The organism is Sulfuriferula multivorans (genome assembly GCF_003851125.1).
Lineage (GTDB): Bacteria > Pseudomonadota > Gammaproteobacteria > Burkholderiales > Sulfuriferulaceae > Sulfuriferula > Sulfuriferula multivorans.
In genome coordinates this window covers 2,501-26,126 of the sequence record NZ_BGOW01000050.1, presented here as the reverse complement: position 1 = coordinate 26,126, position 23,626 = coordinate 2,501, and the positions used below count along the sequence as shown (strand labels likewise).

Genomic DNA, 23,626 nt, shown 5'->3' with positions numbered 1-23,626 from the left:
AAAAAAGACTAGTCAAGACAACGTTAGCAGGCAGAATATTCTGCCTGCTAACGAAGTCCGAAGCTAGCCAAACACCGTTTAATGGATTTAGCCTGCTGCGCGTTGCTCTAGGATTTCAACGGCAGGCAATTTCTTGCCTTCCAGAAACTCCAGGAAAGCGCCTCCAGCGGTGGAGATATAAGATACCTTGTCATAGATATCGTATTTTTGTATTGCCGCAATCGTATCGCCACCGCCAGCCAAGGTAAAGGCGCTGGTATTAGCAATCGCTTCGGCGATTTTCTTGGTGCCCTCGCCAAACTGATCGAACTCGAACACGCCGACCGGGCCATTCCATACTACTGTACCAGCCTTCATGATGATATCCACCAGTTCCTGGGCTGATTTAGGACCAATGTCGAAAATCATGTCGTCATCCACCACCGCACCTGCGTCTTTGAGCACGGCAGGTTCATTGGCGTCGAATTTCTTGCCACACACCACATCCACTGCAATAGGGATTGTGGCGCCACGCGCGGTCATTTTCTTCATCAGTGCCTGGGCGACCGGAACCAGATCATCCTCGCACAGGGACTTTCCGACGTTTTTGCCGGTAGCCTTGAGGAAGGTATTGGCGATACCACCGCCTACTACCATCTGGTCCACTTTTTCAGACAATGCTTCCAGCACGGTCAGCTTGGTGGACACCTTGGAGCCGCCCACGATCGCAACCATGGGGCGCGCCGGGCTGAGCAGCGCTTTGGTCAGCGCCTCCAGTTCTTCGGTCAACAGGATGCCTGCGGCCGCTACCGGTGCAAACTTGGCAATGCCATGCGTCGAAGCTTCTGCACGGTGCGCCGTACCGAAAGCATCCATCACGAACACGTCGCACAACTTGGCGTATTTCTGCGCGGTTTCGTCCAGGCTCTTTTTCTCGCCTTTGTTGAAGCGCACGTTTTCCAGCAGCACCACCTCACCCTCGGCAACGTCAAACCCGCCGTCGATCCAGTCTTTGATCAAGCGCACCGGTTTACCCAATTTTGCGCTGAGCACATCGCCTACCGGCTTGAGCGAATTGTCTTCGGAGTACTCGCCTTCGGTCGGACGTCCCAGATGGGACGTAACCATGACTTTTGCACCGGCCTTGAGGCAATGCTCTATGGTGCGCATGGACGCTGTGATGCGGGCGTCCGAAGTAACCTTGCCGTCTTTGACCGGCACATTCATGTCGGCACGAATGAAAACACGCTTTCCTTTGAGATCAAGATCGGTAACACGGATAACTGCCATGGTGATTCTCCAGAGAAGTAAGGTTTAAGGGCTGAGAGCACCCCAGGCCTTAAAGCTCACATCGTTAAAGCACAAGGGCAAGCCAAACAAACGCAATGTTGCTTGCGCCAGTCTTGACTTGCCGCCTGCTGTTGATTATTTCGCTACGTGTTGCACAAAGCGCAGCATGTTGCAGGTATAACCGTATTCATTGTCATACCAGGCCACGACTTTGACGAAAGTGGAATCCAGTGCAATACCCGCTTCAGCGTCGAACACTGAAGGTGCCGAATGGCCACGGAAATCGGTGGAAACCACTTTTTCAGTGGTGTAACCCAGTACGCCTTTGAGGGCGCCTTCGGATGCAGATTTCATCGCCGCGCAAATGTCGGCGTAAGTGGTTTCCTTGTTGAGTTCCACGGTCAGATCCACCACCGACACGTCGGAAGTCGGCACACGGAACGCCATACCGGTCAGCTTGCCTTTCAATTCCGGCAGCACCACACCGACCGCCTTGGCCGCGCCGGTGGACGATGGAATGATGTTTTCCAGGATGCCGCGACCACCGCGCCAGTCCTTGCTGGACGGGCCGTCAACGGTTTTTTGAGTTGCCGTAGCCGCATGCACGGTCGTCATCAAGCCGCGCTTGATGCCCCAATTGTCATTCAACACCTTGGCGACCGGTGCCAGGCAGTTGGTGGTGCAGGAAGCAGCGGAAACAATCGCCTCACCCGCATATTTGGTATGGTTGACGCCATACACGAACATCGGGGTGTCGTCCTTGGAAGGCGCAGATTGCACGACTTTTTTGGCGCCCGCGTTGATGTGCGCCTGGCAGGTTTCCTTGGTCAGGAAAAAACCGGTCGATTCGATAATGATATCAGCACCGACTTCACCCCATTTCAGGTTGCTCGGATCGCGTTCGGCAGTCAAACGGATTTTTTTGCCATTGACCATCAGGTTATTGCCATCAACGGCCACGTCGCCATTGAAACGACCATGCACGGAGTCGAATTTGAGCATGTACGCGAGGTATTCGGGGTCGAGCAGATCGTTGATCGCAACCACCTCAATACCCGGGAAATCTTTGGCAATTGCGCGGAACGCCATGCGGCCAATGCGGCCAAAACCGTTGATACCAACCTTAATAGTCATAATTTACCGCCTCCAATATAAAAAGATGAATCCTCTCGCCGCCAGGGGCTTGACGCACCCTGGCAATGGTATTGCCGTTACATTACGCTCTTGACGGTTTTCACCAGATTTTCCACGGTGAAGCCGAAATGCTTGAACAGATCCGGTGCAGGCGCTGATTCGCCGAAGCTATGCATGCCCAGCACTGCGCCATCCAGGCCGACATACTTGTACCAGCCATCCGTAGAGCCTGCTTCAACGGCCACGCGCACCACACCCTTGGGCAGTACGCTGTCCTTATAAGCGGCATCCTGACGATCAAACGCGCTGGTGCAAGGCATCGACACCACACGTGCGGCAATCCCTTCGGCCGCCAGCGCTTCTTGCGCCTTGACTGCCAGTTCGACTTCCGAGCCAGTAGCGATCAGCACCACCTTGGCATTGACTGCGTCTTTCAGTACATAACCGCCCTTGGCGATGTTGGCGATGGTAGCTGCATCGCGCTGCATGAATGCCAGGTTCTGGCGGCTCAGGATCAGGCTGGTCGGGCCGTCGTGTTTTTCAACGCCCTGCCCCCAGGCAACAATGGTTTCCACGGTATCGCATGGACGCCATACGTCCATGTTCGGAATCATGCGCAAGGTGGCGGTTTGCTCAACCGGCTGGTGCGTCGGGCCGTCTTCACCCAGACCGATGGAATCGTGGGTAAATACCCAGATCACGCGTTGCTTCATCAATGCCGCCATACGCAGCGCATTGCGCGCGTATTCGGAGAACATCAGGAAGGTGCCGCCGAACGGCAGCACGCCGCCATGCAGCGCCATGCCGTTCATGATGGCGGACATGCCGAACTCGCGCACGCCGTAAGAAATGTAGTTGCCGATGCTGTTGCCGTGGACGTGATGGCAGCCGGTCCAGTTGGTCAGGTTGGAACCGGTCAGATCGGCTGAACCGCCGAGGAATTCCGGCAGCGCCGGTGCCAATGCATTGATGGCGATTTGCGAAGCCTTGCGTGTGGCGACGGTTTCGCCCTTGGCATTGATGGCAGCAACAGCCTGCGCCAGGTGTGCATTCCAGTTCGCCGGCAATTCACCTGCCATACGGCGCTTGAATTCGGCTGCCTCAGCCGGGAAAGCGGCAGCGTATTCGGCGAACTTGTTGTTCCACAGCTTCTCCAGCCCCTCACCCTTGGTCTTGGCATCCCAGCCTTCATACACATCGGCAGGAATTTCAAACGCCGGGTGATCCCAGCCGATATGCTTGCGCGTATCGATGATCTCCTGCGCACCGAGTGCAGCGCCGTGCACATCGTGGGTACCTTCCTTGTTGGGAGAGCCTTTACCAATGATGGTTTTGCAGCAAATCATGCTGGGCTTGTCGGTCACGGCTTTGGCAGCCTGAACGGCGGCTTCTACCGCTACGGCATTGTGTCCATCCACACCAGCGATCACATGCCAGCCGTAAGCCTCGAAACGCCTGGGCGTATCGTCGGTAAACCAGCCTTCGACGTGGCCATCAATCGAGATGCCATTGTCATCCCAGAATGCAATCAGCTTGCCCAGGCCCCAGGTACCGGCCAACGCGCAGGATTCGTGGGAGATGCCTTCCATCAAACAGCCATCGCCCAGGAATACGTAGGTGTGGTGGTTGACGATTTCGTGGCCAGGCTTGTTGAATTCGGCAGCCAGCAGCTTTTCCGTCATCGCCATACCCACTGCATTGGTAATGCCCTGCCCCAGCGGGCCTGTCGTGGTTTCTACACCAGGAGCGTAGCCATATTCAGGGTGGCCGGGCGTTTTCGAATGAAGCTGGCGGAAACGCTTCAACTCGTCCATTGGCAGGTCATAACCAGTCAGATGCAGCAACGAATACAGCAGCATCGAACCATGGCCGTTGGACAGTACGAAGCGGTCGCGGTCAGGCCATTTTGGGTTGGCCGGGTTGTGGCGCAGATGGTGGTTCCACACCACTTCGGCGATTTCCGCCATACCCATGGGCGCTCCGGGGTGGCCCGACTTGGCCTTTTCCACTGCGTCCATGGACAGCGCACGGATAGCATTTGCGAGATCAGTACGAGTTGCCATTGCTTCTTCCTTAGTTGATAAAAATACGTTTAATGCTGCAAAAACGGACCCTCAGGCTTGCAACCGGCATACCCGAAGAGGGAGCGTTCAGAATATTTGTAGCCAGCGATGTGCACGCAAGCCAGACAATTCAAATGCTTAAGCGGGGTAACGTCACTGCTTTACGTAAAAAATGCAGTGAAAGTTCTTGATTATGGCCGAGCCAGCCAATTTGGGCAAGCCAGCCAAGCTTCTGAATTGGCGGAGAAAGCCGCGAATTTATGGCCGGAAATGCCCGGTTTTTAAGGCGCTGCGCGAAGGTTTTTAAATCGGGCTGGAGATAATCAAAGTTTTTAATTGGGCCGCCATATTCATTTATCCGCGGCACGTATCCAGGCCTTCCATTCCGCGAACAAATCGACTCCCAAGGCCGCCACCACCGGGCGTTCCCACAGGTCATCAGCCCAGAAATCATCGCAAGCCAGGGTACACATTTGCCCCCCCGCCTCTTCCATAATCAGGCAGCCGGCTGCGTAGTCCCACAATTTCTGGCCGCCATGCAAATACACATCGAACCGCCCTGCTGCGGTGTAACACCAATCCAGCGTACTGGCACCGAAGTTGCGCTGCGAGCTGTATGGTGGATGTAACGCCACCTGGGTCGCGATGGCGTCGCTGATGCGTTTTAATTCGACTCCGGCCAGACTGTGGCGCAAGTCGGGCGAGCGCGTCTTGATCGGTAGCCGCTCCCCATTCAAAAAAGCGCCCTGGCCTTTTTCGGCATAAAACATCTCATCGGCTACCGGATCATAAATCACCCCCATGACGCTACGCCCGGCTTTCATCAGCGCCACAGATACGGCGAAATACGGCACGCCATTGACGAAATTGGACGTGCCGTCGATGGGATCGATACACCAAAGCCCGTCTGATCCTGCCATCCACTGCATGCGCTGCTCGGACTCGGGCATTTCTTCGCCCAGCACCGGATACGGCGCGATGCGTGTCAACTCGCGCACCAGTGCCACCTGACAGGCCAGATCAGCCTCGGTACACAAACTGCCGTCAGCCTTGCGGCTGTGCGCAACTTTTAAATAGCGCGGCATCACCTCGACCTGAGCAACGTGTTTGACAACGTCAATGACCGATTGCAGCACGGTTATTCCGTCTTCCACTTGATCGAACAGCCCATGCTGGGAATCTGCTCCAGCGGACCTTTTTGTGTCTGCGCCACTTGCTTCATGGCTTCGAACAAGTCACGGCGCACGCCTTCCGGCGCGGTTTCCTTGCGTGAAGCGTCAAAGCGGCCACGGTATTGCAACTCAAAACTGCGATTGAATCCGAAGAAATCCGGTGTACACACTGCATCATAAGAACGTGCGACGGCCTGGCTTGCGTCGAAAACATAAGGAAAGGGAAATTCGAACTCGGCGGCGACTTTTTGCATATTGTCGAAACCATCTTCCGCATAATCCGCCGGATCATTGGACATGATGGCGATGCTGTTGATGCCATGGTGATCGCGCAGCTCACGGCAATCGCGCACGAGACGCGGGCGTATCGCCTGTACATAGGGGCAATGATTGCAGATGAACATGACCAGCAGGCCGTTTTCGCCCATCGCGGCTTGCAGCGTGTAACGTTTGCCGTCCACGCCGGGCAGATCAAAATCCGGGGCTTTCCAGCCAAAATTGCAGACCGGTGTTTGCAGACTGACCATTTATTTCAACTCCAATTACAATGCAATGCGCATTATCATATCACGCACCCTTACCCGCTTTTGCCGTCATGCCACGCTTTTACCTGCCCGAAACGCTTGCTCCAGATACCTTCATCACCTTGCCGGATGCCAGTGCCCATCACGCGGCACGCGTATTGCGACTGTCCGTGGGCGACTCGGTAACACTGTTCAATGGCCAGGGCGGTGAATGGACGGGCAGCATTCACCATATCGGCAAACGCGAGGTGGAAGTGCGTGTGGGCGAGTGGCAAAACGTGGAGCGCGAATCAACTCTGCGCGTCACGCTGGCGCAAGGCATCTCCAGCGGCGAGCGCATGGACTACACCCTGCAAAAGGCGGTGGAACTGGGGGTACACGCGATTCGGCCGATCGCCTGCGCGCGCAGCGTAGTAAAGTTGTCTGGCGAGCGCGCCGACAAGCGCCGCACGCATTGGCAAAACCTGGTCATTGCCGCCTGCGAGCAATGCGCGCGCAACCGCGTGCCCGAGGTATCCGATATTGCTCCTTTGCCGGTCAGCCTGGCGCAATCCGCCGAGGCGCCGCTCAAACTGATGTTCGCACCGGATGCGCAACACACCCTGCATACCCTGCCCCGGCCAGACGGCGACGTTACCATGCTGGCGGGGCCAGAGGGCGGCTTCGATGCGCATGAATACAGTGCGGCGCTCGCAGCCGGATTCATCCCGATCCGGCTGGGACCGCGCATACTGCGCACGGAAACTGCTGCCTTGGCGGCGCTCGCCGCCATGCAAACCCTGTGGGGAGACCTGTAACATCTCGCGTAATTTGTTATACACTTCAAGCACATCCATCCAAACCAATAACAAAACCGTATGACCACCTCTCCGCCCTCCGCCTTCGTCCACTGGTTTCGCGCCGCTGCACCGTATATTCACGCGTTTCGCGGCAAAACTTTTGTTATTGCCTTTGGGGGCGAAGTGCTTAGCGACGGCCAGTTCACCCGCCTGGCGCATGATCTCAATCTACTCAATAGCCTCGGCGTGCGTTTGGTACTGGTACATGGCGTACGCCCGCAGGTGGAAGAACATTTGACCCAGCGCGATGCGGCGATTCGTTACGCCGACGGCTTGCGCGTGACCGACGATGCCGCACTGGCTTGCGTCAAAGAGGCGGTAGGGGAAGTGCGGGTAGAGATCGAGGCGCTGCTATCAATGGGACTTCCCAACAGCCCGATGGCCAACGCCGACATCCGCGTCGCCAGCGGCAATTTTGTCACTGCCCGGCCGCTGGGCGTACGCGGCGGAGTGGATTTGCTGCACACCGGCGAAGTGCGCAAGATCAACGCTGCCGCCATCCGCCAGCGCCTGGAAGACAACGACATCGTACTGCTGTCGCCACTCGGCTATTCACCCACTGGCGAAATATTCAACCTGTCACTGGAAAACGTAGCCACCAAAGCCGCCCTGGCGCTGGATGCAGACAAGCTGATTTTCCTGATGGAAACCGAGGGTGTGCACAATACCCGGGGTGGTCTGCTGCGCGTACTCACCGTGCCGGAGGCGGAAAAAATAGTCGCCGCCAAACGCAGCTTGCCCGAAGACGTGGGCTTTTATCTGCCATGCGCCATCACCGCCAGCAAGCAGGGCGTCGGCCGGGTCCATCTGATCAGCCGTCACGTTGATGGCGCATTATTGTCCGAGCTGTTCACGCACGCCGGCATCGGCACCATGCTCACTCCGGCACGGCTGGAAACCCTGCGCCCGGCCAGTATCGATGATGTCGGCGGCATCCTGGAACTGATCCGCCCGCTGGAAGAGGACGGCATGCTGGTACGGCGTTCGCGCGAGCGACTGGAAATGGAAATCGAACGCTTCATCGTGCTGGAACACGACGGCATGCTGATTGGCTGCGCTGCGCTCTATCCGTTTGCCGATGAGCGCGCTGGCGAACTGGCCTGCCTTGCCGTGCATATCGATTACCGCGGCAAATCCCGTGGCGACGCACTACTGGAAGCCGCCGAGAAAAAGGCTCGCGCATTGAAACTGAAACGCCTGTTTGTCCTTACCACGCATACGGCGCACTGGTTCATCGAGCGCGACTTTAAAGAAGTCGACGTCAGTGAGCTGCCTACCCGCAAACAGGCACTTTATAACTACCAGCGCCGCTCCAAAGTGTTCGTTAAACCCCTATAATCCGGCGCATGAACCCTACACGACGCCAGCTCTGCACCCTGTTACTCTGTTGCAGCGTGCCGCTTGGTGCGCGCGCGGCGACCACGCCGCTCACCTTCGGCGTATTTCCCAACCTGTCGCCGGAACGACAATTCAGGCTATATCAACTCCTCACCGATTATCTGGAACAGCGGCTCGCACGGCCGATACAGCTCTATACTGCAAAAACCCCCCGCGCCTTTATCGACGCGACCCAACTCGGTAATTTCGATATTGTGCTGACCCCCCCGCATCTGGCCTGGCTAGCCGAGCAGGAGGCCGGCTACCGGCCACTGGCCACATATACCGGCACCATCAATGGCCTGCTGGTGGTGGCAGCGGCGTCCCGTCTGCGGAGTGCTGCCGAATTGAGGGGCAGCACTATCGCCATCCCCGACCCGTTGGCAATCGTGACCATGCTCGGGATAAGTTTTTTGCAGGAAACCGGCCTGCGTCGTGGGACTGACTACCAATTCGTGAACCGGGGCAGTCACAACAACGCAGCCCTGGCTGTGATCAACGGCGAGGTTCCGGCTGCCATTGTTGGAGGGCTGTCATATAGTCAATTCCCGGAAAACATGCGCAGCAAACTGCGCATCATCGGAACAACAATCAAAGTAAAAAGCTTTTTTTTCATGGCAAACCCTCTCCTACCACCCACGACAGTTCAGGCAGTGCGAGAAGCCCTGCTGACCTTCGGTACCACCCCACAGGGACGCCTGTTTCTTGACCATGGGCACTTTGGACCCATCCTTCCCGCAACCGCCCACAATCTGACAACGATGGCACGCTATGGTGTAGAAGTGCAGCGCCTGCTGAAAGAATCGACCCCATGAATCGCCATCTCTCCTATCCTTTGTGGGTCAAACTGTTTCTGACCACCATGCTGCTGCAGTTCACCCTGCTGGGCTTGCTCGCGCTTACCAACTTACGTGAGACTCAGCAAAGCCTGCTGGAAAATGCCGAGTTGCGCATACAGGAACTGCGCTTACCGCTCAATGCCGCACTAAGCACCGCGCTGTTCCAGCGGGATGTCGCCGGGCTACAGGAATTACTCAACTCGATGCACCAGGAAAAAGGCCTCAGCTATCTGGTTGTGACTGACGCGCAAGGCAAGCAACTGGCCGCAGCGGGGCTGGATAGCGGCATATTACCCAAGCAAGACCAAGGCTTCGCCGATGCGGGCAGCGATCGCGTGTACAACACAGCCATGCCCATCACGCTGGGAAGTGCGCGTTATGGAACGCTTTATTTCGGCGTTTCCACGGATTTTCTCACGAGCGCCCAGGCACGCATGAAATACAAAATCATCGTGATAGGCGGGATTGCACTCATAGCGTCTTTTCTACTGCTGATTGTTCTCAGCCTGTGGCTTACCCGCCATTTGCGTCGACTGGCCGAGGCCAGCAAGACCATCGCGGCGGGTAACCTCAATATCCATCTCCCGGTCACCAGCCATGACGAAGTGGGGCAACTCAATCAAGCTTTTAACGCCATGGCCGCCAGCCTGCGCAGCCGCATTGAGGCACTGCAGCAGGCCGAATCCATCCAGCGTCGCTATCTCGCCGAAACGCGCGTAGAAAAAGCCCGCTTGCTGGCGCTACTGTCGGCAATGAACATGGGCATCCTGTTTGTCACCATCAATAACCGCGTAGCCTATACCAACCCGGCTTTCACCCAGATATGGATGATCCGCAACACCGATAATCTGGTCGGGCGCGAAATTGCCGACGTGCTCAATGACTCAGGTTGTGTGCTGGCACGCCCGGACCATTTCTCGCGCCACATCATGGGCGTGATGAGCACGCACGAGAGCTCGGAAAGTCTGGAAATTGAAATGACCGACGGCCGCGTGATTACCCAGCTGTCCTACCCGGTGCGCGAGCAGGACGGCCGCATCATCGGGCGCATCCTGATTTTTGAAGACGTCACGCGCGAACGCCAGACTGCCGAACAGCTGATTTACCTGGCTGAGCGCGACTCGCTCACCGGTCTCTACAACCGGCGCCGTTTTGAGGACGAACTGTGGCGCATGGTGGGCGACATCACGCGTCACGGCAATAGCGGCAGCCTGCTGTTTTTCGACCTGGACGAATTCAAATACATCAACGATACCTTCGGTCACCGCGCCGGGGACTCGATGCTGATCCGCGTGGCCGGCGCTGTGGGCGCGCTGATCCGCAGCAATGAAGTCTTCTGCCGGCTGGGTGGCGACGAATTCGCCATACTGATGCCCGACGCAAGCGAAGCGGACGCTCAATCCCTGGCAGAACGCGTCGTGCGCGCGGTGGCGCAGATTCCATTTCGCTTCGAGGGTAAAAACCTGCGCCTGACTTGCAGCCTCGGTATTGCCGCCTATCCCCAGCAGGCGGAAAGTGCCGAGCAACTGGTTGCCCACGCGGATGCCGCCATGTATCAAGCCAAGGAAGCAGGCAAAAATGCCTGGCGCAGCTATCGGGCCGACCTGGATACCTCGCGCGAGATGATCCAGCGCATGAGCTGGAATGAACGCATCGGGCGCGCGCTGGAAGAAGACCGCTTCGTATTACACTTTCAGGGAATTTATCACACCCAGAGCGGCGTGCTGGCGCACCTGGAAGTCCTGCTGCGCATGCGCGACGAGACTGACACGGAACAGCTCATCATGCCAGGCCATTTCATTCCGCTGGCAGAAAAAAACGGCCAGATTTTACAGATAGACCGCTGGGTGCTGAAGCAGAGCATTGCGCTGCTTCAGGCCAAACCGGACATTCCTGCGCTCGCCGTCAACATTTCCGGGCGCTCGCTGGACGATCCGGGTCTCGCCCTGTTCATTTCCGACGAATTGCTCTCCGCCCAGGTGGAGCCGCACCGCCTGATGATCGAAATCACCGAAACCTCGGCATTGTCGGACCTGCAGGAGGCACAACGTTTCATCCAGGCATTACGCCACACCGGCTGCATAATCTGCCTGGACGATTTTGGCACAGGTTTCGCATCTTTCGCGTATCTCAAGCACATCAAGGCGGACATTCTCAAGATTGACGGCCTGTTCATCCGCGACATCATCTTCGAACGCGACAATAAGGTTTTCGTCAAGGCGATCGTGGACGTGGCGCGCGGGCTGGGCAAAACCACCGTCGCGGAATTCGTGGAAAGCCGTGAAATCTATGCGGTGCTGAAGGAAATGGGCGTCGACATGGTACAGGGGTATTACCTCGACATTCCGAGCGGTGGACACTGGCAAACCAAGCTGAGCAAACCTCACCAGGCTTAACCTCACCTGTCGCAGGCAATGCGCGCCAGCAACTCCGGCGCCACACTGGTAAAATGGCATCTGTTCCGATTTATCTTTAGGTAATGCATCTTGATCTCCACCCAAGGCCTCACCATCCAGTTCGGCGCCAAGCCGTTATTTGAAAACGTCACCGTCAAGTTCGGCGACGGCAACCGCTATGGCCTGATCGGCGCCAACGGCAGCGGCAAGTCCACCTTCATGAAAATTCTCGCCGGTCAACTGACCCCGACCTCCGGTCATGTCGCGCTGGACAGCGGCGAAAAATTGGGCTGGCTGCGCCAGGACCAGTTTGGTTTCGAAGACCAGATCGTGCTCGATGTGGTGATGCAGGGTGACGCCGAGCTGTGGGCGGTAAAACAGGAAAAAGACGCCATCTACGCCAATCCGGACGCCACCGAAGAAGACTACATGCATGCTGCCGAACTGGAGGGGAAATTCGCCGAGCTCGACGGCTATTCGGCCGAAGCGCGCGCCGGCGAACTGCTGCTCGGCGTGGGCATTCCCACCGACAAGCACAATGGCCCGATGAAGGAAGTCGCTCCCGGCTGGAAGCTGCGTGTTTTGCTGGCACAGGCACTGTTCGGCAACCCGGACATCCTGCTGCTGGACGAGCCTACCAACAACCTCGACATCAACACCATCCGCTGGCTGGAAAACGTGCTGGACCAGCGCACCAGCACCATGATCATCATTTCGCACGATCGCCACTTCCTGAACTCGATCTGCACCCACATGGCCGATCTGGACTATGGCAAGATTCAATTATTCCCCGGCAACTACGACGAATACATGACCGCCGCCGCGCAAGCACGCGAAGGCCAGGCTGCCGCCAATGCGCGCGCCAAGGAAAAAGTCGCCGAGTTGCAGAGCTTTGTATCGCGCTTCTCCGCCAACGCCTCCAAGGCGCGCCAGGCGACTTCCCGCGTCAAGCAGATCGACAAGCTCAAACAGGACATGGTGGTCCTCAAACCGTCTTCACGCCAGTATCCCTACATCCGCTTCGAGCAGGAAAAACCGCTGCACCGCAATGTAATCGAGGTGACGGATCTCGCCATCGGCTACGACGCGCCGCTGTTTTCCAAATTGAGCTTTATGGTTGAAGCGGGCCAACGCCTGGCCATTCTGGGCGAAAACGGCATGGGAAAATCCACGCTGATCAAAACCCTGGTCGGCGAACTGCCCGCCAAGGCCGGAACCATCAAATGGTCGGAGAACGCCAAGATCGCCTATTACGCCCAGGATCACGCCGCCGAGTTCGACACCGACCTCACCCTGTTCGACTGGATGCAGCAGTGGACCCAGCCCGGTGACGACGACCAGATGGTACGCGGCGTGCTCGGCAAATTGCTGTTCTCCGGCGACGATGCAAAAAAATCGGTGCGGGTGCTATCCGGCGGCGAGCAGGGGCGCATGCTGTTCGGCAAACTGATCCTGTCGCGCGCCAACGTGCTGGTGCTGGACGAACCCACCAACCACCTCGACATGGAATCCATCGAGTCCCTCAACACGGCAGTGGAACTGTTCAAGGGCACCGTTATTTTCGCCTCGCACGATCGTTCCTTCGTGTCCTCGCTGGCCAGCCGCGTCATCGAAATCACCGATCAGGGCCCGACCGTGTATGACGGCAACTACGAGGATTATCTGGCCAGCCGCGGCGTGGCCTGATGAAACTGGTCGTTCTCATTTCCGGGCGCGGCTCCAACCTCCAGGCCATACTGGACGCACAACTCCCGGTGGAGATCGCCGCCGTCATCAGCAATCGTCCCGACGCCGCCGGGCTGGATCTGGCGCGCGCGCGAGGCATCCCGGCGCTGCCGCTGGATCACAAGCAATACGCCAGTCGTGAAGCATTTGACAATGCACTGATCGAGGTCATTGACCGTTACCAGCCGGAGCTGGTGGTATTGGCAGGTTACCTGCGCATTCTCGGCGACAGCTTCGTGATGCATTACGCAGGACGGTTGATGAATATTCACCCATCCTTATTGCCCAGCTTTCCCGGCCTTGATACCCACGCACGCGCATTGGCCGAAGGCGTGAAAATTCACGGCTGCACGGTGCATTTCGTTACCCCCATGCTGGATCACGGCCCTATCATCGTGCAGGCGGCAGTGGCAGTGCACTCAAACGACACGGCCGCCACATTGGCGGCACGCGTGCTGGCTGCCGAACACCGCGTTTACCCCAAAGCCATTGCGTGGTTTGCGCAGGGTCGACTCCTGTTGCTCGATAACGGCCAGGTAAACTTGCGCGACGATAGCGGGTCTGAACAGACACTATTCATTTCCGGAAGCCTGCCATGACGCGTTACATTGCCTTGTTGCTTACCCTGATTGCGCTACCCGCGTTCGCCGCGCCACGCCAAGTGGAGATCGATTACGTCCTGTCGCATAACGGCCTCGAAGTCGGTTCCGTGCACGAAACCTATACACGCAACGGCAACAATTATCGCATTGACAGTCAGACCCGTGCCGCAGGTCCGCTCGCAGTATTATTCAAAGGTCAGTTGGAGAGTGTCAGTGAAGGAAAAATCACGGCGCACGGCCTGCGCCCCACAAAATTCGAGCAAACCCGCAGCGACGCCCCACAAAAAAATATCAGCTCCAGTTTTGACTGGAAGACCAGGAAAGTTACCCATACCAGCAAGGATCGCAGCGAAGCCGTCACATTGCCTGCCGACGCCCAGGACCGGCTGTCGGTGCTGTACCAATTCATGTTCGTCAAGCCGGGTGCAAAAAAACTCGATTTCGATGTCTCTACCGGCCATAGCCTGAGCCACGAAGTCTATACCCTGGTGGGTGCGGAAACCCTCGCCACACCGGTCGGTGCGCTCAAAACCCTGCATTACCGCAACCAGCCGGAAAAGGGCGAAAAGCAGATCGAAGTATGGCTGGCACGCGACAGGCACTACTTGCCTGCCCAGGTACGCATCGTTGACGACGGCGCCACCGCACTACAAACACTCAACCAGATCAAGATCGAATAAACCCGTGCATGGCTGCCGTCAGTGACCGGTTCAGCACCTTGAATTCATCGTCGCGAATGCGCAGGATTTTCCTGCTGGCGCTGGCGATATCGGTATTGGCGCATTTGCTGTTGTTGACTACACCCGGCTTCCGGCTACCTGCCGACGACAGCCATGAATCAACGATTCAGGCACGTCTCGAGCCGTTGCCAAAACCTGTGTTCAAACCCGTTCCCAAGCCCAAACCGGCGGTCAAGGCCGCACCCAGGCCGCGTCCCAAGCCCAGGCCGAAATCCCCTGTAAAACCGGCATCTCCTCCACAACCAGCACCTGAACCCCCTGCACCCCCTGCGCCCGCAACTGAGGCTGCCGCAGCCGACGTACCGGCTGAAACGCCTCCCGCTGCGCCGCAGCAAGCGCCTGCCGAAGCACCCGCCAATGCGCCTGACGCCCCTGCACCGCCGCCACTTAACGCCATGCCTGGCAAAGCCGAAATCCAGTACACCATGTTCAAGGGTGATCATGGGTTCGAAATAGGCCGTGCTACCTATATCTGGCAGGTACGTGGCGACCGTTACGTGTTGACCAGCATTACCGAGGGCACCGGCCTGATCGCCCTGATCCAGCCGGGCAAACTGGTGCAGATCAGTCAGGGGCACATCACGCCGCTGGGGTTGGCGCCGGATGATTTCTGGATCCAGCGCGGCAAACCCACGCCCGACAAAACCTCCGCCGCCCATTTCGATTACCGGCAACATACGGTCACCGTCGGCAAAATGAGCAACGCCACGACCGTGCCACTGCTGCCCGGTGCGCAGGATATTCTCAGCGTCACCTTCCAGCTGGCGATGCTGGCGCCGTTCCAGAACGAGCAACTGCTTCATGTCACCACCGGCAAAGGCCTCAAACCCTATACTGCGCATGTGGTGGGGGAAGAATTGCTGGATACGCCGCTGGGACAGCTACGCACGCTGCATCTGGCGCGCAACGCGGAAGCGGGTGAAGACGCTATTGATGTATGGCTGGCGGAAGATTACAACTACATGCCGGTCAAAATTCGGGTTGACCACAGCAAATTCGGCATCGTCGAGCAAGTCATCAACGGTATCAACATTGAACACTAATGCCCGGCGCTGCGAAAACCGTATGCCTTATAACTGTGCGCGGATGGTTCGCGCCAATGCCAGCGCGGTTTCCAGCGAGGCATCCACGCAGGTGAAATGCCCCATCTTGCGCCCCGGGCGCGCAGACTGTTTGCCATACAGGTGCAGTTTGGCTGCCGGATGTTGCAGCAGCGCTGTCCAATTGGGTTGGCTAGCACCCCACAGGTCGCCCAGCAGGTTCACCATGACCGCAGGCGTATGCTGCGTGGTGGCGCCAATCGGCAGATTGCACAGGGTGCGCACCTGCATCTCGAACTGGCTGGTAAGGCAGGCATCCAGCGTATAGTGACCGCTGTTGTGCGGGCGCGGGGCGATTTCGTTGACGACCAGCCTGCCGCCATCCACGACGAAAAACTCCACCGCCATCACACCGCAATAACCGAGCTGGTCGGCAATCGCCTGCGCGGTGGCGCGCGCAGTTTGCGCCAGGGTTTGCTCCACCCGTGCCGGCACGATGCTGATATCGAGAATGCCCGCTTCGTGGATGTTCTCCGCCACCGGGTAGAGCGCGCATGCGCCAGCTTCATTGCGCCCCAATACCACCGACAGCTCGCACTCCAGCGCCAGCATTTTCTCCAGCACGCACACCTCGCCGCCCATCGCTGCAAATGCGGCCTGCGCTTCATCAAGACTGGCAACGCGCGCCTGGCCCTTGCCGTCATAGCCAAAGCGCGACACCTTGAGCACGGCGGGAAAACCGACCTGCGCACAGGCAGCGGCGATCTCCGCCGGCGCTGCGACCACCGCGAACGGTGCGGTGGCAAAGCCGTGCGCATGCAGCCAGGATTTTTCCGCCACGCGGTTCTGCGCGATTTCCACTGCCTCGGCGCCCGGCTTGACCGGGCAATGCTGCGCCAGCGCGCGCAGGGTTTGCGCCGGGACATTCTCGAATTCCGTGGTCACCGCCGCGCACTCGCGGCCCATCTGCGACAGCGCCGTTTCATCCTGGTAGTCGGCGCACAGGTGCATATCCGCGACCTGCCCGGCCGGGCTGATGGGATCGGGATCGAGCACCATCACGCGGTAGCCCATGGTGCGCGCGGCAATGGTGAACATGCGTCCGAGCTGGCCGCCGCCCAGCATGCCGAGGGTGGCACCGGGCAATATCATCGGGTTCATCGGTCAGGCTTCCGGCAGGCTCATGTTGAGCACGGTCGCGGACTGTTCGGTGCGGAATACTTCCAGCCGCGCAGCCAGCGCTGCATCGCCACTGGCCAGCAGCGCAGCAGCGAACAGCGCGGCGTTGGCTGCACCCGCTTCGCCGATGGCGAACGTGGCAACCGGAATGCCCTTGGGCATTTGCACAATGGAGAGCAGCGAGTCCATGCCCTTCAGATATTTGGAAGGCACCGGCACGCCCAGCACCGGCACGGTGGTTTTGGCGGCCAGCATGCCGGGCAGATGCGCTGCACCGCCAGCACCCGCGATAATGGCGCGCAGTCCGCGCGGCGCGGCGCTGGCGGCATAGTCAAACAGCAGGTCTGGAGTACGGTGGGCGGAGACCACTTTGGCTTCAAAAGCCACGCCCAGCGACTTGAGCATCAGCGCGGCATGCTGCATCACTTCCCAGTCGCTGTTGCTGCCCATCACAATGCCGATTAGAGGTGTATTCATTTTGATCTTTCTTTATTCACCGTCAGCACCGTCACGGTAAGCATTAGGAAGACGGCAGCCACACCAATCTGGCGCCATTCGTCCATTTCCTTCATGCCGAGAATGATACAACGCGCCAGCGCGATGATAGCGATATCGATTGGAAACGCACAGGCAGCTGGCCCTGCTTGTAATACAGGCCGAGCATGGTGACAATTTCGAGACAGAGTAACAGTTGCAGCAGATCGGTCAGCGTGGCAGTGTCCGCATCGACCATGATGCGCAATTCCTGAAATCCAGCCACCAGTGTACCCAGCAGAAATATCCCCAGCCTGAAGTTTTCGACCCAGTGCAGAACGCGCGGTGCGAAACGGTCGTGTTGCTGGATCATGGTGCGCTTCCGGTTAAAACCAGTGTCGCATTTTAGCCGATTTGCGACTGATTACGTAGTCACACCGTTTTTTCTGCACGCGGTGCAAAAGATTTGCGCGCGCGGCATTGCTGCAATACCTCTGCTGCACGGCCGCTGCTGCCCCAGACCTGGATACAGCGTTCGGTTTCAAGCTGCACCGCTTCGCGCACACCGGCTACCGTCGCCGCATAGCCTAACGCTCCGGCCGTGACATTGTTGCGTATGCGCTCAGCGGCGATATCGAGCAGCGGCGCACTGTAATTGATCTTGGCTGCGCCAAAACCGATCATGCGCCGCATCTGGTCATCGGTGTAACCAGCACTGCCATGAATACCAAGCGGGATGCCCACGGCCTGGTTGATTTTCGACAGGCGGGTAAAATTATACTTGCTGCTGCCGCCTGAACAGATCCGGCTGACCGACACCGCCAAGCACCCTACACCTGTACGATCCACATAATATTTGGCTTCCGGTGGTGTGGTTGCACCATTCCCCGAAGCATCGACCAGCTCGTCTTCCTGCCCAGTTTCGATCAGCCCCACCCGACCGACCACCAGCACCCCCAGCGGCGCAGCCAGCGCGACTACTTTTTGCGTCAATGCCACATTTTCGGGCAATAGCTTCGAGGACGCATTGAACACGATGCCACAGCAACCCATGTCAATCGCGGCTTCTGCTCCGGCAGGGTCACTTTCTATTTCGACCTGAAAGGTCACCGGGATGGTGGCACGATGTCCCATTTCGGTCACCGCGCGTGCCAGTGATTCGATAGTGTCGGTACCGGGGTACGCCTTGGAAATGCTCAGGATGATGGGCGCGCGCATTTTCTCGGCAGCAGCGATCACGCCTTCCAGGACATTCCAGTTGACCACACCAAAGGCACCCACAGCGTAACCGTGTCGGTAGGCATGACCGAGCATATCCTGCATATCAACGAGTGGCATAAAGTGCTTTCATTTTCCCGGTTGAATCGAGTACGCAGCGGCTTGCAGGCCGGCAGCGTAGCGCGTCTGCAATGTCTGAAATGCGATGTCGCGACTCTTGAACACATTTTCCGCGCCCAGCAAGTGTTGCAGGCCGGCTCTATCGAACTTCTCCCGAACCGGCTGCTTCAGGCTGCTGAACCCCAGATTTACGCCTGCCTCATGCATGTATTTTGCGATTTCCCGTATTTTTTCCTCGCCCGAAGCATCGATGTTGTTGATGCCATTACCGATCACCAGTATGGTTTTTGCCCGCGGGAAATCAGCATGGGCGCGCAATATCACATCCTCGAAATGCGCCGCATTGAGGAAATCCAGCGAACCATCGTAGCGCATTATCACAAAATGCGGGCTGACCGGCGACAACCCATGCGCTTTCATGTCGGCGAGGCTTCCATCCGGCATCTGTCCCAACAAGACAGCTCGCGGCTTCATGCGCCGCACCAGAAATATGGTAATCGTCAACGCCACGCCGGCCAATACACCATTGGCAATTGACGGTGCCATGGATAGCGTTGCAACAAACGTGAATGCCCCCGTTACCGCGCCCATGCGATCGACCTTCCACGCCATCAACAGCGGACGGACTTTAATCAGGTCGAACACCGACAGCATGACAATCACCGCCAGCACTGCCAGTGGCAAATGGTACTGATAGTGCGTAAAGAACAGAAGCACCAGCGCCACCATCAGCGCGCTGATGATGGCAAACAGCCCGGTACGCGCCCCGGTACGAGCTACCACTGCTGAACGCGAAAACGAACCACTCACCACGAACGACAGGCAGAACGAACCGACAATGTTCGCCAGACCCTGCCCGATCAGTTCGCGGCTGGGGTTGATACGCTCGCGCGTCATGGCTGAAATCGCCTTGGAAATGGACGTCGCTTCAAGAAAACCGATCAATGCCATCACCAGTGCCCCCGGCAGCAGAGGCAGCAGTAAATCGCCCCGCAAGCTGGGGGGCGAAAATGACGGCAAGCCGGCCGGAATATTCCCGACCACGCGACCACCGCCGCTAAAGCTGACCTGGCCGTCCTTGATCTTACCAAAGCGCCATTTTGCACCTTCTCCATCGGCTGCAAGCCGGTAGCGAACCTGGCCGTCTGGCTGCGCTTCGCGTACAAACCGGAGTGCATGGAGCTGAACTCTGCGCAGATTGTTGTCCGCCTTGAGCCGGGCTATTTTGCGACGCGCCCACTCGGCCTGTGCATGCAGCTCAGCACCTCTTTCGATGGCGTCATGTGAGCCATTGTCTAATTCACGCAGTCGTTGGTTGATATCGCTAAGCTGGCTGGCCAAAACCTGCAACTGGCGCTCTGTCTGGGCATACGCATCGATGTCGGAGCGAGCCGCGGCTGTCGTCACCGATGACAAGGGCACTGTCTGGTTACGCTCAAAGCCGATCACCCAACTCACCAGTGTGGTCAATACTACTGCTACCAGAATACCGGGAATTTTCGGCATATAGCGGCGCAAAGCGAGCATGATAGCGGCCGTGGCAAAGGCAAATCCCAGCGTTGACAGATGCGCGTGCTGCACCTGTGCCACGACCCGCCATAAATCTGCCATGAATACATCGCTGCGCGGGAACGGCACGTTTAGCACCTCGGCCAGCAATGACAGCCCGATAATCAGCGCGGCGGCATTGGTGAAGCCAACCACGACCGGGCTGGACAACAGGTTAACCAGCGCCCCCAGACGCAGCATGCCCAGCACCAGACGCAACACGCCGACCATTAACGCCAGCATGATGGACAGTTCGATGAATTTGTCGCTGCCAGGCGAAGCGAACGGAATGATGGTCACCGCCGAGATCAGCGCCAGCATTGCCACCGGCCCGGTGTGTAGCTGATTCGACGAACCCCACATCGAAGCCACCACCACCGGCAACAATGACGCATACAGACCATACACCACGGGCAAGCCTGCAAGCTGGGCATAGGCCATGCTTTGCGGCACCAGTATCAACGCGACAGTAATGCCGGCCACCATGTCGGCGCGTAGTTTTTCAGTGCTGAGCGGAAACCAGCGCAAAAACGGAAACAGCGTGGACGCACGGGTTTTTATCGTGCGGGTCATCGGGTCAATCCCATATAAAGCAGCGGCAGTTTTTCCGGCAGGCGTTCAACATGATCGACCACCATGTAATTGCGCGCGCCAAAAATGCGCGACACATACTCATCGGCGCGCGGATCCAGGCTCAGACAGTAGGTCGCAATGCCCTCTCTGGTCAGTTCTTCCACTGCTTTTTTGGCGTCGAATCGCAGGTATTGCGGATCGCGCACGTCGTTGTCGGCGGGTTCGCCGTCGGTAATCACCAGCAGCAGTTTTTTATGGCTGGGTTGTCGCTTGAGCAGTGAGCCAGCATGCCGCATCGCCGCACCCATGCGCGTGGATAGTTGCCCACTCATGCCCGCCAGACGAGACTTCGCCTTGTCGTTGAAATCGTCGTCGAAATCCTTGAAACGAAAATACTCCACGTCATGGCGGCCATTGGAATCAAAACCATGCAGCGCAAAGGGGTCACCGATTTTGTCCAGCGCATCGGCCAGCAGCACCGTCGCTTCACGCGCAAGCTGCAGCACTGTGCTGTCAGAACCCAGCACGCTGTCATTCGTGGATTCGGACAAATCGATCAGTAGCAGTACGGACAAATCGCGCACCTTGCGCACGTTGCGCATCATAATGCGCGGGTCGGGCTGCTCGCCCAGCCGGATGTCGATCATGGCGCTCACCGCCGCGTTGAGGTCGATTTCGTCGCCGTCTTCCTGCTTGCGCAGACGCTGCACCCCCTGTGGTTGCATTGCCTCGATCAAGTGCTTGAGACGCGCTACGAGTGGCTTGTGTTTGACGACAATCTCGTCAATCAGCTCGACTTCGCCGGCTTTCGGACGCTTCTCCAGCACGGTGCACCAGTCTGGCCGATCCAGCTGCATCTGATAATCCCATTCAGCATAGTGGTAAGGATCCGGCGGTGGTTCACGGCCTTCCTGCTGGTTGATGCTGGTGCTTTCCTCGTCGCGAAAGAATTCGCTGTTCAGCACCCATATCTCGTTGGCATCGTCGCCGGCACCCGGAACATCCAGCGTATTGATCATCTCCATCACGCTGACGTATTTGCGCAACTGCTGGGTGGCGATGCCGGCCACCGCCTGGCTGGCTTCGAATATGTCTTCAAACTCCCACATATAGCGGTTGTCATCACGGTAAACGATGTCGATCACGTCATTGGTATGACTGTAATTCGCGCCTGATGCGAGCAGGGCGTCAGCCAGCTCGATACCCACCTCGCGTACCCACACCTCGGGCTCGGATTCAGTACAGCGTGCGCGGAATAAACGGCACCCCAGTGCGACCCAGGCGTGCGTATCCTGGTAAGTATCATCCATCAGCGCGCGCGCCAGGCGTGCCATCAATGCGGCAGCGCCGTCGCCCGACTGCGGCGTCGCGGTATGCAGCGGCAGCCAGGTCTGCCGAAGGCCAGGAAATTTTTCCAGAGCCAGCGCTTCTACGCGTGCATCCTCGATCAAGCCCATCAGCACCTTTTGCAAACTGCTCAGGCCGGCACTGTCAAACTGCCGTGTGGTGTAGACCTGATGGCATGCGGCATGCGCCGCGCTGGCTCGATACAGGGCAATGCCGGCAATCCGCTCCGCCCCGTCAGCGGCCGGATCCGCCACAAAATCATCGTAGGCATCAGGCAGGTGGATGATGTAGCCATCGATATAGGGACGGTAACCCTCGCGCTGTTCGAAGTCGCCGCTGGTGGGTCGCAGGAAGAAGTCGCGTCCCCACAGGGCACGCAGGTACATTCCGATGCGGCGTTGCACGTCGATGAATAAGGTGCCCTTGCGTTCACGCTGCAATACGCCGATGGATTCCGGGCTGTCCAGGCTGAAGTATTTCAGTTGTCCGTCAAAATTGGTTTTGTGCGCCTGCGCACCCCACAACGCCCAGCGTCGCAGACCGCCCAGCGTGAGTTGGCCCAGCAGGGTGCCGAGGTGGTCCAGCATCGGCCGCACGCCGCGTGGCGCCTGGGCCAGCAACATGTCAAGCAAGTGCAGATAGCCGCGAAACAGTTCCGGATCGCCCAACCGTGCAGCAGCCACCGGACTGGTCGAAAAAATCGACGCGATCACCGCGGCGCTGGTCTTGGAATACATCTTGATTGCGGCGGCGAGCAGATCGCCCACGGCATCTTCGCCCAGCTCGCGCGCCACGGCGGGCGCGTTCTGTATGAACGACACCACCAGATCAGTGCCACGCCCCAGTGATTTGAGCCCGGTTGCACCTTGCAGATAATAGCGTTCCAATCCGCGCGGGCTGAATACGCGCGCAGCTTCTCCCCAGGAGGCACGCAGCACTTCGCCTGCATGCTCTCCGAGCTCGTCCAGAATATCTTGATACTTGTCGAGTTCGAGCGCCATCATTCTGCTCCGGAAATTTATTGGGAATGCCTTTGGCACTAGCCGCAAAGCAGCGCCAAGTCGGGTGTATACGGGTTAGCGGGACGGCGTGGATTTGATTACCTGCGCCGCGCCCGGCAACGTCTTAAAAGAACGTACTCACTGCCGCATCCAGCGCATCGCGCATGTCCGGGTCATCCGTAATCGGGCGCACCAATGCCATACGGCATGCAGCGGTCGGCTCCACGTTCTTGGCGATCAGGCTGCCTGCGTAAATCAGCATGCGCGTGGAGATGCCTTCGTCGAGGCCGTGGCCTTTCAGGTTGCGCGCGCGTTCGGCGATGGATACAAGCTTGCCGGCCACTTCGGCACTGACGCCGGTTTCGTGGGCCACGATCTCAGTTTCGATGTCGTGTGCCGGGTAGTTGAAGTCGAGTGCGCCGAAACGTTGCTTGGTGGACTGTTTC

The 23,626-nt window shown here is 58.1% G+C and carries 22 protein-coding genes; 8 read left to right on the top strand and 14 right to left on the bottom strand.

Annotation, left to right across the window (positions count from 1 at the left end):
* Positions 1 to 87: 87 nt before the first annotated feature.
* From EI185_RS17170 to EI185_RS17145, 6 genes are all read right to left on the bottom strand, one after another.
* Positions 88 to 1,269 carry a phosphoglycerate kinase gene (locus tag EI185_RS17170; RefSeq protein ID WP_124706372.1) on the bottom strand — a complete coding sequence of 394 codons (1,182 nt, stop codon included), beginning with the start codon at positions 1,267 to 1,269 and terminating at the stop codon, positions 88 to 90.
* A 135-nt stretch (positions 1,270 to 1,404) separates the two neighbouring features.
* Positions 1,405 to 2,403: a type I glyceraldehyde-3-phosphate dehydrogenase gene (gene gap / locus EI185_RS17165; protein ID WP_124706371.1), complete on the bottom strand. Its 999-nt coding sequence runs from the start codon at positions 2,401 to 2,403 to the stop codon at positions 1,405 to 1,407.
* 77 nt (positions 2,404 to 2,480) lie between these two features.
* On the bottom strand, positions 2,481 to 4,466 hold the full coding sequence (gene tkt / locus EI185_RS17160; RefSeq protein ID WP_124706370.1) for a transketolase: 1,986 nt from the start codon (positions 4,464 to 4,466) through the stop codon (positions 2,481 to 2,483).
* A gap of 130 nt (positions 4,467 to 4,596) precedes the next feature.
* Positions 4,597 to 4,833, bottom strand: coding sequence for a hypothetical protein (locus EI185_RS17155; protein ID WP_124706369.1), 237 nt, complete (start codon positions 4,831 to 4,833; stop codon positions 4,597 to 4,599).
* The gene (locus tag EI185_RS17150) at positions 4,817 to 5,602 is read right to left on the bottom strand and encodes an inositol monophosphatase family protein (protein WP_223247914.1); all 786 of its coding nucleotides are present in this window, start codon (positions 5,600 to 5,602) and stop codon (positions 4,817 to 4,819) included. Before EI185_RS17150 ends, EI185_RS17155 begins: the two co-directional genes overlap by 17 nt.
* 2 nt (positions 5,603 to 5,604) lie before the next feature.
* A complete protein-coding gene (locus EI185_RS17145) occupies positions 5,605 to 6,165 on the bottom strand; it encodes a thioredoxin family protein (protein ID WP_124706368.1) in 561 nt (186 codons plus the stop codon).
* A gap of 68 nt (positions 6,166 to 6,233) precedes the next feature.
* Between EI185_RS17145 and EI185_RS17140 the strand changes: the two genes are divergently transcribed.
* The 8 genes from EI185_RS17140 (at position 6,234) to EI185_RS17105 (ending at position 15,723) form a co-directional block, all read left to right on the top strand.
* A complete protein-coding gene (locus tag EI185_RS17140; RefSeq protein ID WP_124706367.1) occupies positions 6,234 to 6,959 on the top strand; it encodes a 16S rRNA (uracil(1498)-N(3))-methyltransferase in 726 nt (241 codons plus the stop codon).
* 60 nt (positions 6,960 to 7,019) lie between these two features.
* Positions 7,020 to 8,339, top strand: a complete 1,320-nt coding sequence (argA, locus tag EI185_RS17135) for an amino-acid N-acetyltransferase (RefSeq protein ID WP_124706366.1) — start codon at positions 7,020 to 7,022, stop codon at positions 8,337 to 8,339.
* 8 nt (positions 8,340 to 8,347) lie between these two features.
* On the top strand, positions 8,348 to 9,193 hold the full coding sequence (locus EI185_RS17130; RefSeq protein ID WP_124706365.1) for a phosphate/phosphite/phosphonate ABC transporter substrate-binding protein: 846 nt from the start codon (positions 8,348 to 8,350) through the stop codon (positions 9,191 to 9,193).
* Positions 9,190 to 11,613: an EAL domain-containing protein gene (locus tag EI185_RS17125; RefSeq protein ID WP_124706364.1), complete on the top strand. Its 2,424-nt coding sequence runs from the start codon at positions 9,190 to 9,192 to the stop codon at positions 11,611 to 11,613. Before EI185_RS17130 ends, EI185_RS17125 begins: the two co-directional genes overlap by 4 nt.
* Positions 11,614 to 11,703: 90 nt before the next feature.
* A complete protein-coding gene (locus tag EI185_RS17120; RefSeq protein WP_124706363.1) occupies positions 11,704 to 13,299 on the top strand; it encodes an ABC-F family ATPase in 1,596 nt (531 codons plus the stop codon).
* The gene (gene purN / locus EI185_RS17115) at positions 13,296 to 13,937 is read left to right on the top strand and encodes a phosphoribosylglycinamide formyltransferase (RefSeq protein ID WP_124706362.1); all 642 of its coding nucleotides are present in this window, start codon (positions 13,296 to 13,298) and stop codon (positions 13,935 to 13,937) included. Before EI185_RS17120 ends, purN begins: the two co-directional genes overlap by 4 nt.
* Positions 13,934 to 14,620: a DUF3108 domain-containing protein gene (locus EI185_RS17110; RefSeq protein WP_124706361.1), complete on the top strand. Its 687-nt coding sequence runs from the start codon at positions 13,934 to 13,936 to the stop codon at positions 14,618 to 14,620. The genes purN and EI185_RS17110 overlap by 4 nt, the downstream gene beginning before the upstream one ends.
* 56 nt (positions 14,621 to 14,676) lie before the next feature.
* Positions 14,677 to 15,723, top strand: a complete 1,047-nt coding sequence (locus tag EI185_RS17105) for a DUF3108 domain-containing protein (RefSeq protein ID WP_189836454.1) — start codon at positions 14,677 to 14,679, stop codon at positions 15,721 to 15,723.
* Positions 15,724 to 15,750: 27 nt separating this feature from the next.
* Here the strand turns inward: EI185_RS17105 and EI185_RS17100 are convergent, their stop codons facing one another.
* From EI185_RS17100 to EI185_RS17070, 8 genes are all read right to left on the bottom strand, one after another.
* A complete protein-coding gene (locus tag EI185_RS17100; protein ID WP_124706400.1) occupies positions 15,751 to 16,872 on the bottom strand; it encodes a 5-(carboxyamino)imidazole ribonucleotide synthase in 1,122 nt (373 codons plus the stop codon).
* Between the two features lie 12 nt (positions 16,873 to 16,884).
* Positions 16,885 to 17,376, bottom strand: coding sequence for a 5-(carboxyamino)imidazole ribonucleotide mutase (gene purE / locus EI185_RS17095; protein WP_124706359.1), 492 nt, complete (start codon positions 17,374 to 17,376; stop codon positions 16,885 to 16,887).
* A complete protein-coding gene (locus EI185_RS18275) occupies positions 17,373 to 17,471 on the bottom strand; it encodes a hypothetical protein (protein WP_223247912.1) in 99 nt (32 codons plus the stop codon). The genes purE and EI185_RS18275 overlap by 4 nt, the downstream gene beginning before the upstream one ends.
* A complete protein-coding gene (locus tag EI185_RS18270; protein WP_223247911.1) occupies positions 17,468 to 17,746 on the bottom strand; it encodes a hypothetical protein in 279 nt (92 codons plus the stop codon). The genes EI185_RS18275 and EI185_RS18270 overlap by 4 nt, the downstream gene beginning before the upstream one ends.
* A 59-nt stretch (positions 17,747 to 17,805) precedes the next feature.
* Entirely contained in the window at positions 17,806 to 18,711 is a 906-nt protein-coding gene (locus EI185_RS17085) for a class II fructose-bisphosphate aldolase (protein ID WP_124706357.1), read from the bottom strand.
* Positions 18,712 to 18,720: 9 nt separating this feature from the next.
* The gene (locus EI185_RS17080) at positions 18,721 to 20,832 is read right to left on the bottom strand and encodes a SulP family inorganic anion transporter (protein WP_124706356.1); all 2,112 of its coding nucleotides are present in this window, start codon (positions 20,830 to 20,832) and stop codon (positions 18,721 to 18,723) included.
* Entirely contained in the window at positions 20,829 to 23,180 is a 2,352-nt protein-coding gene (locus EI185_RS17075; RefSeq protein ID WP_124706399.1) for a nitric oxide reductase activation protein NorD, read from the bottom strand. Before EI185_RS17075 ends, EI185_RS17080 begins: the two co-directional genes overlap by 4 nt.
* Before the next feature lie 124 nt (positions 23,181 to 23,304).
* Positions 23,305 to 23,626: CbbQ/NirQ/NorQ domain-containing protein (locus EI185_RS17070; RefSeq protein ID WP_189836453.1), on the bottom strand; the 322-nt coding region annotated here is incomplete at its 5' end.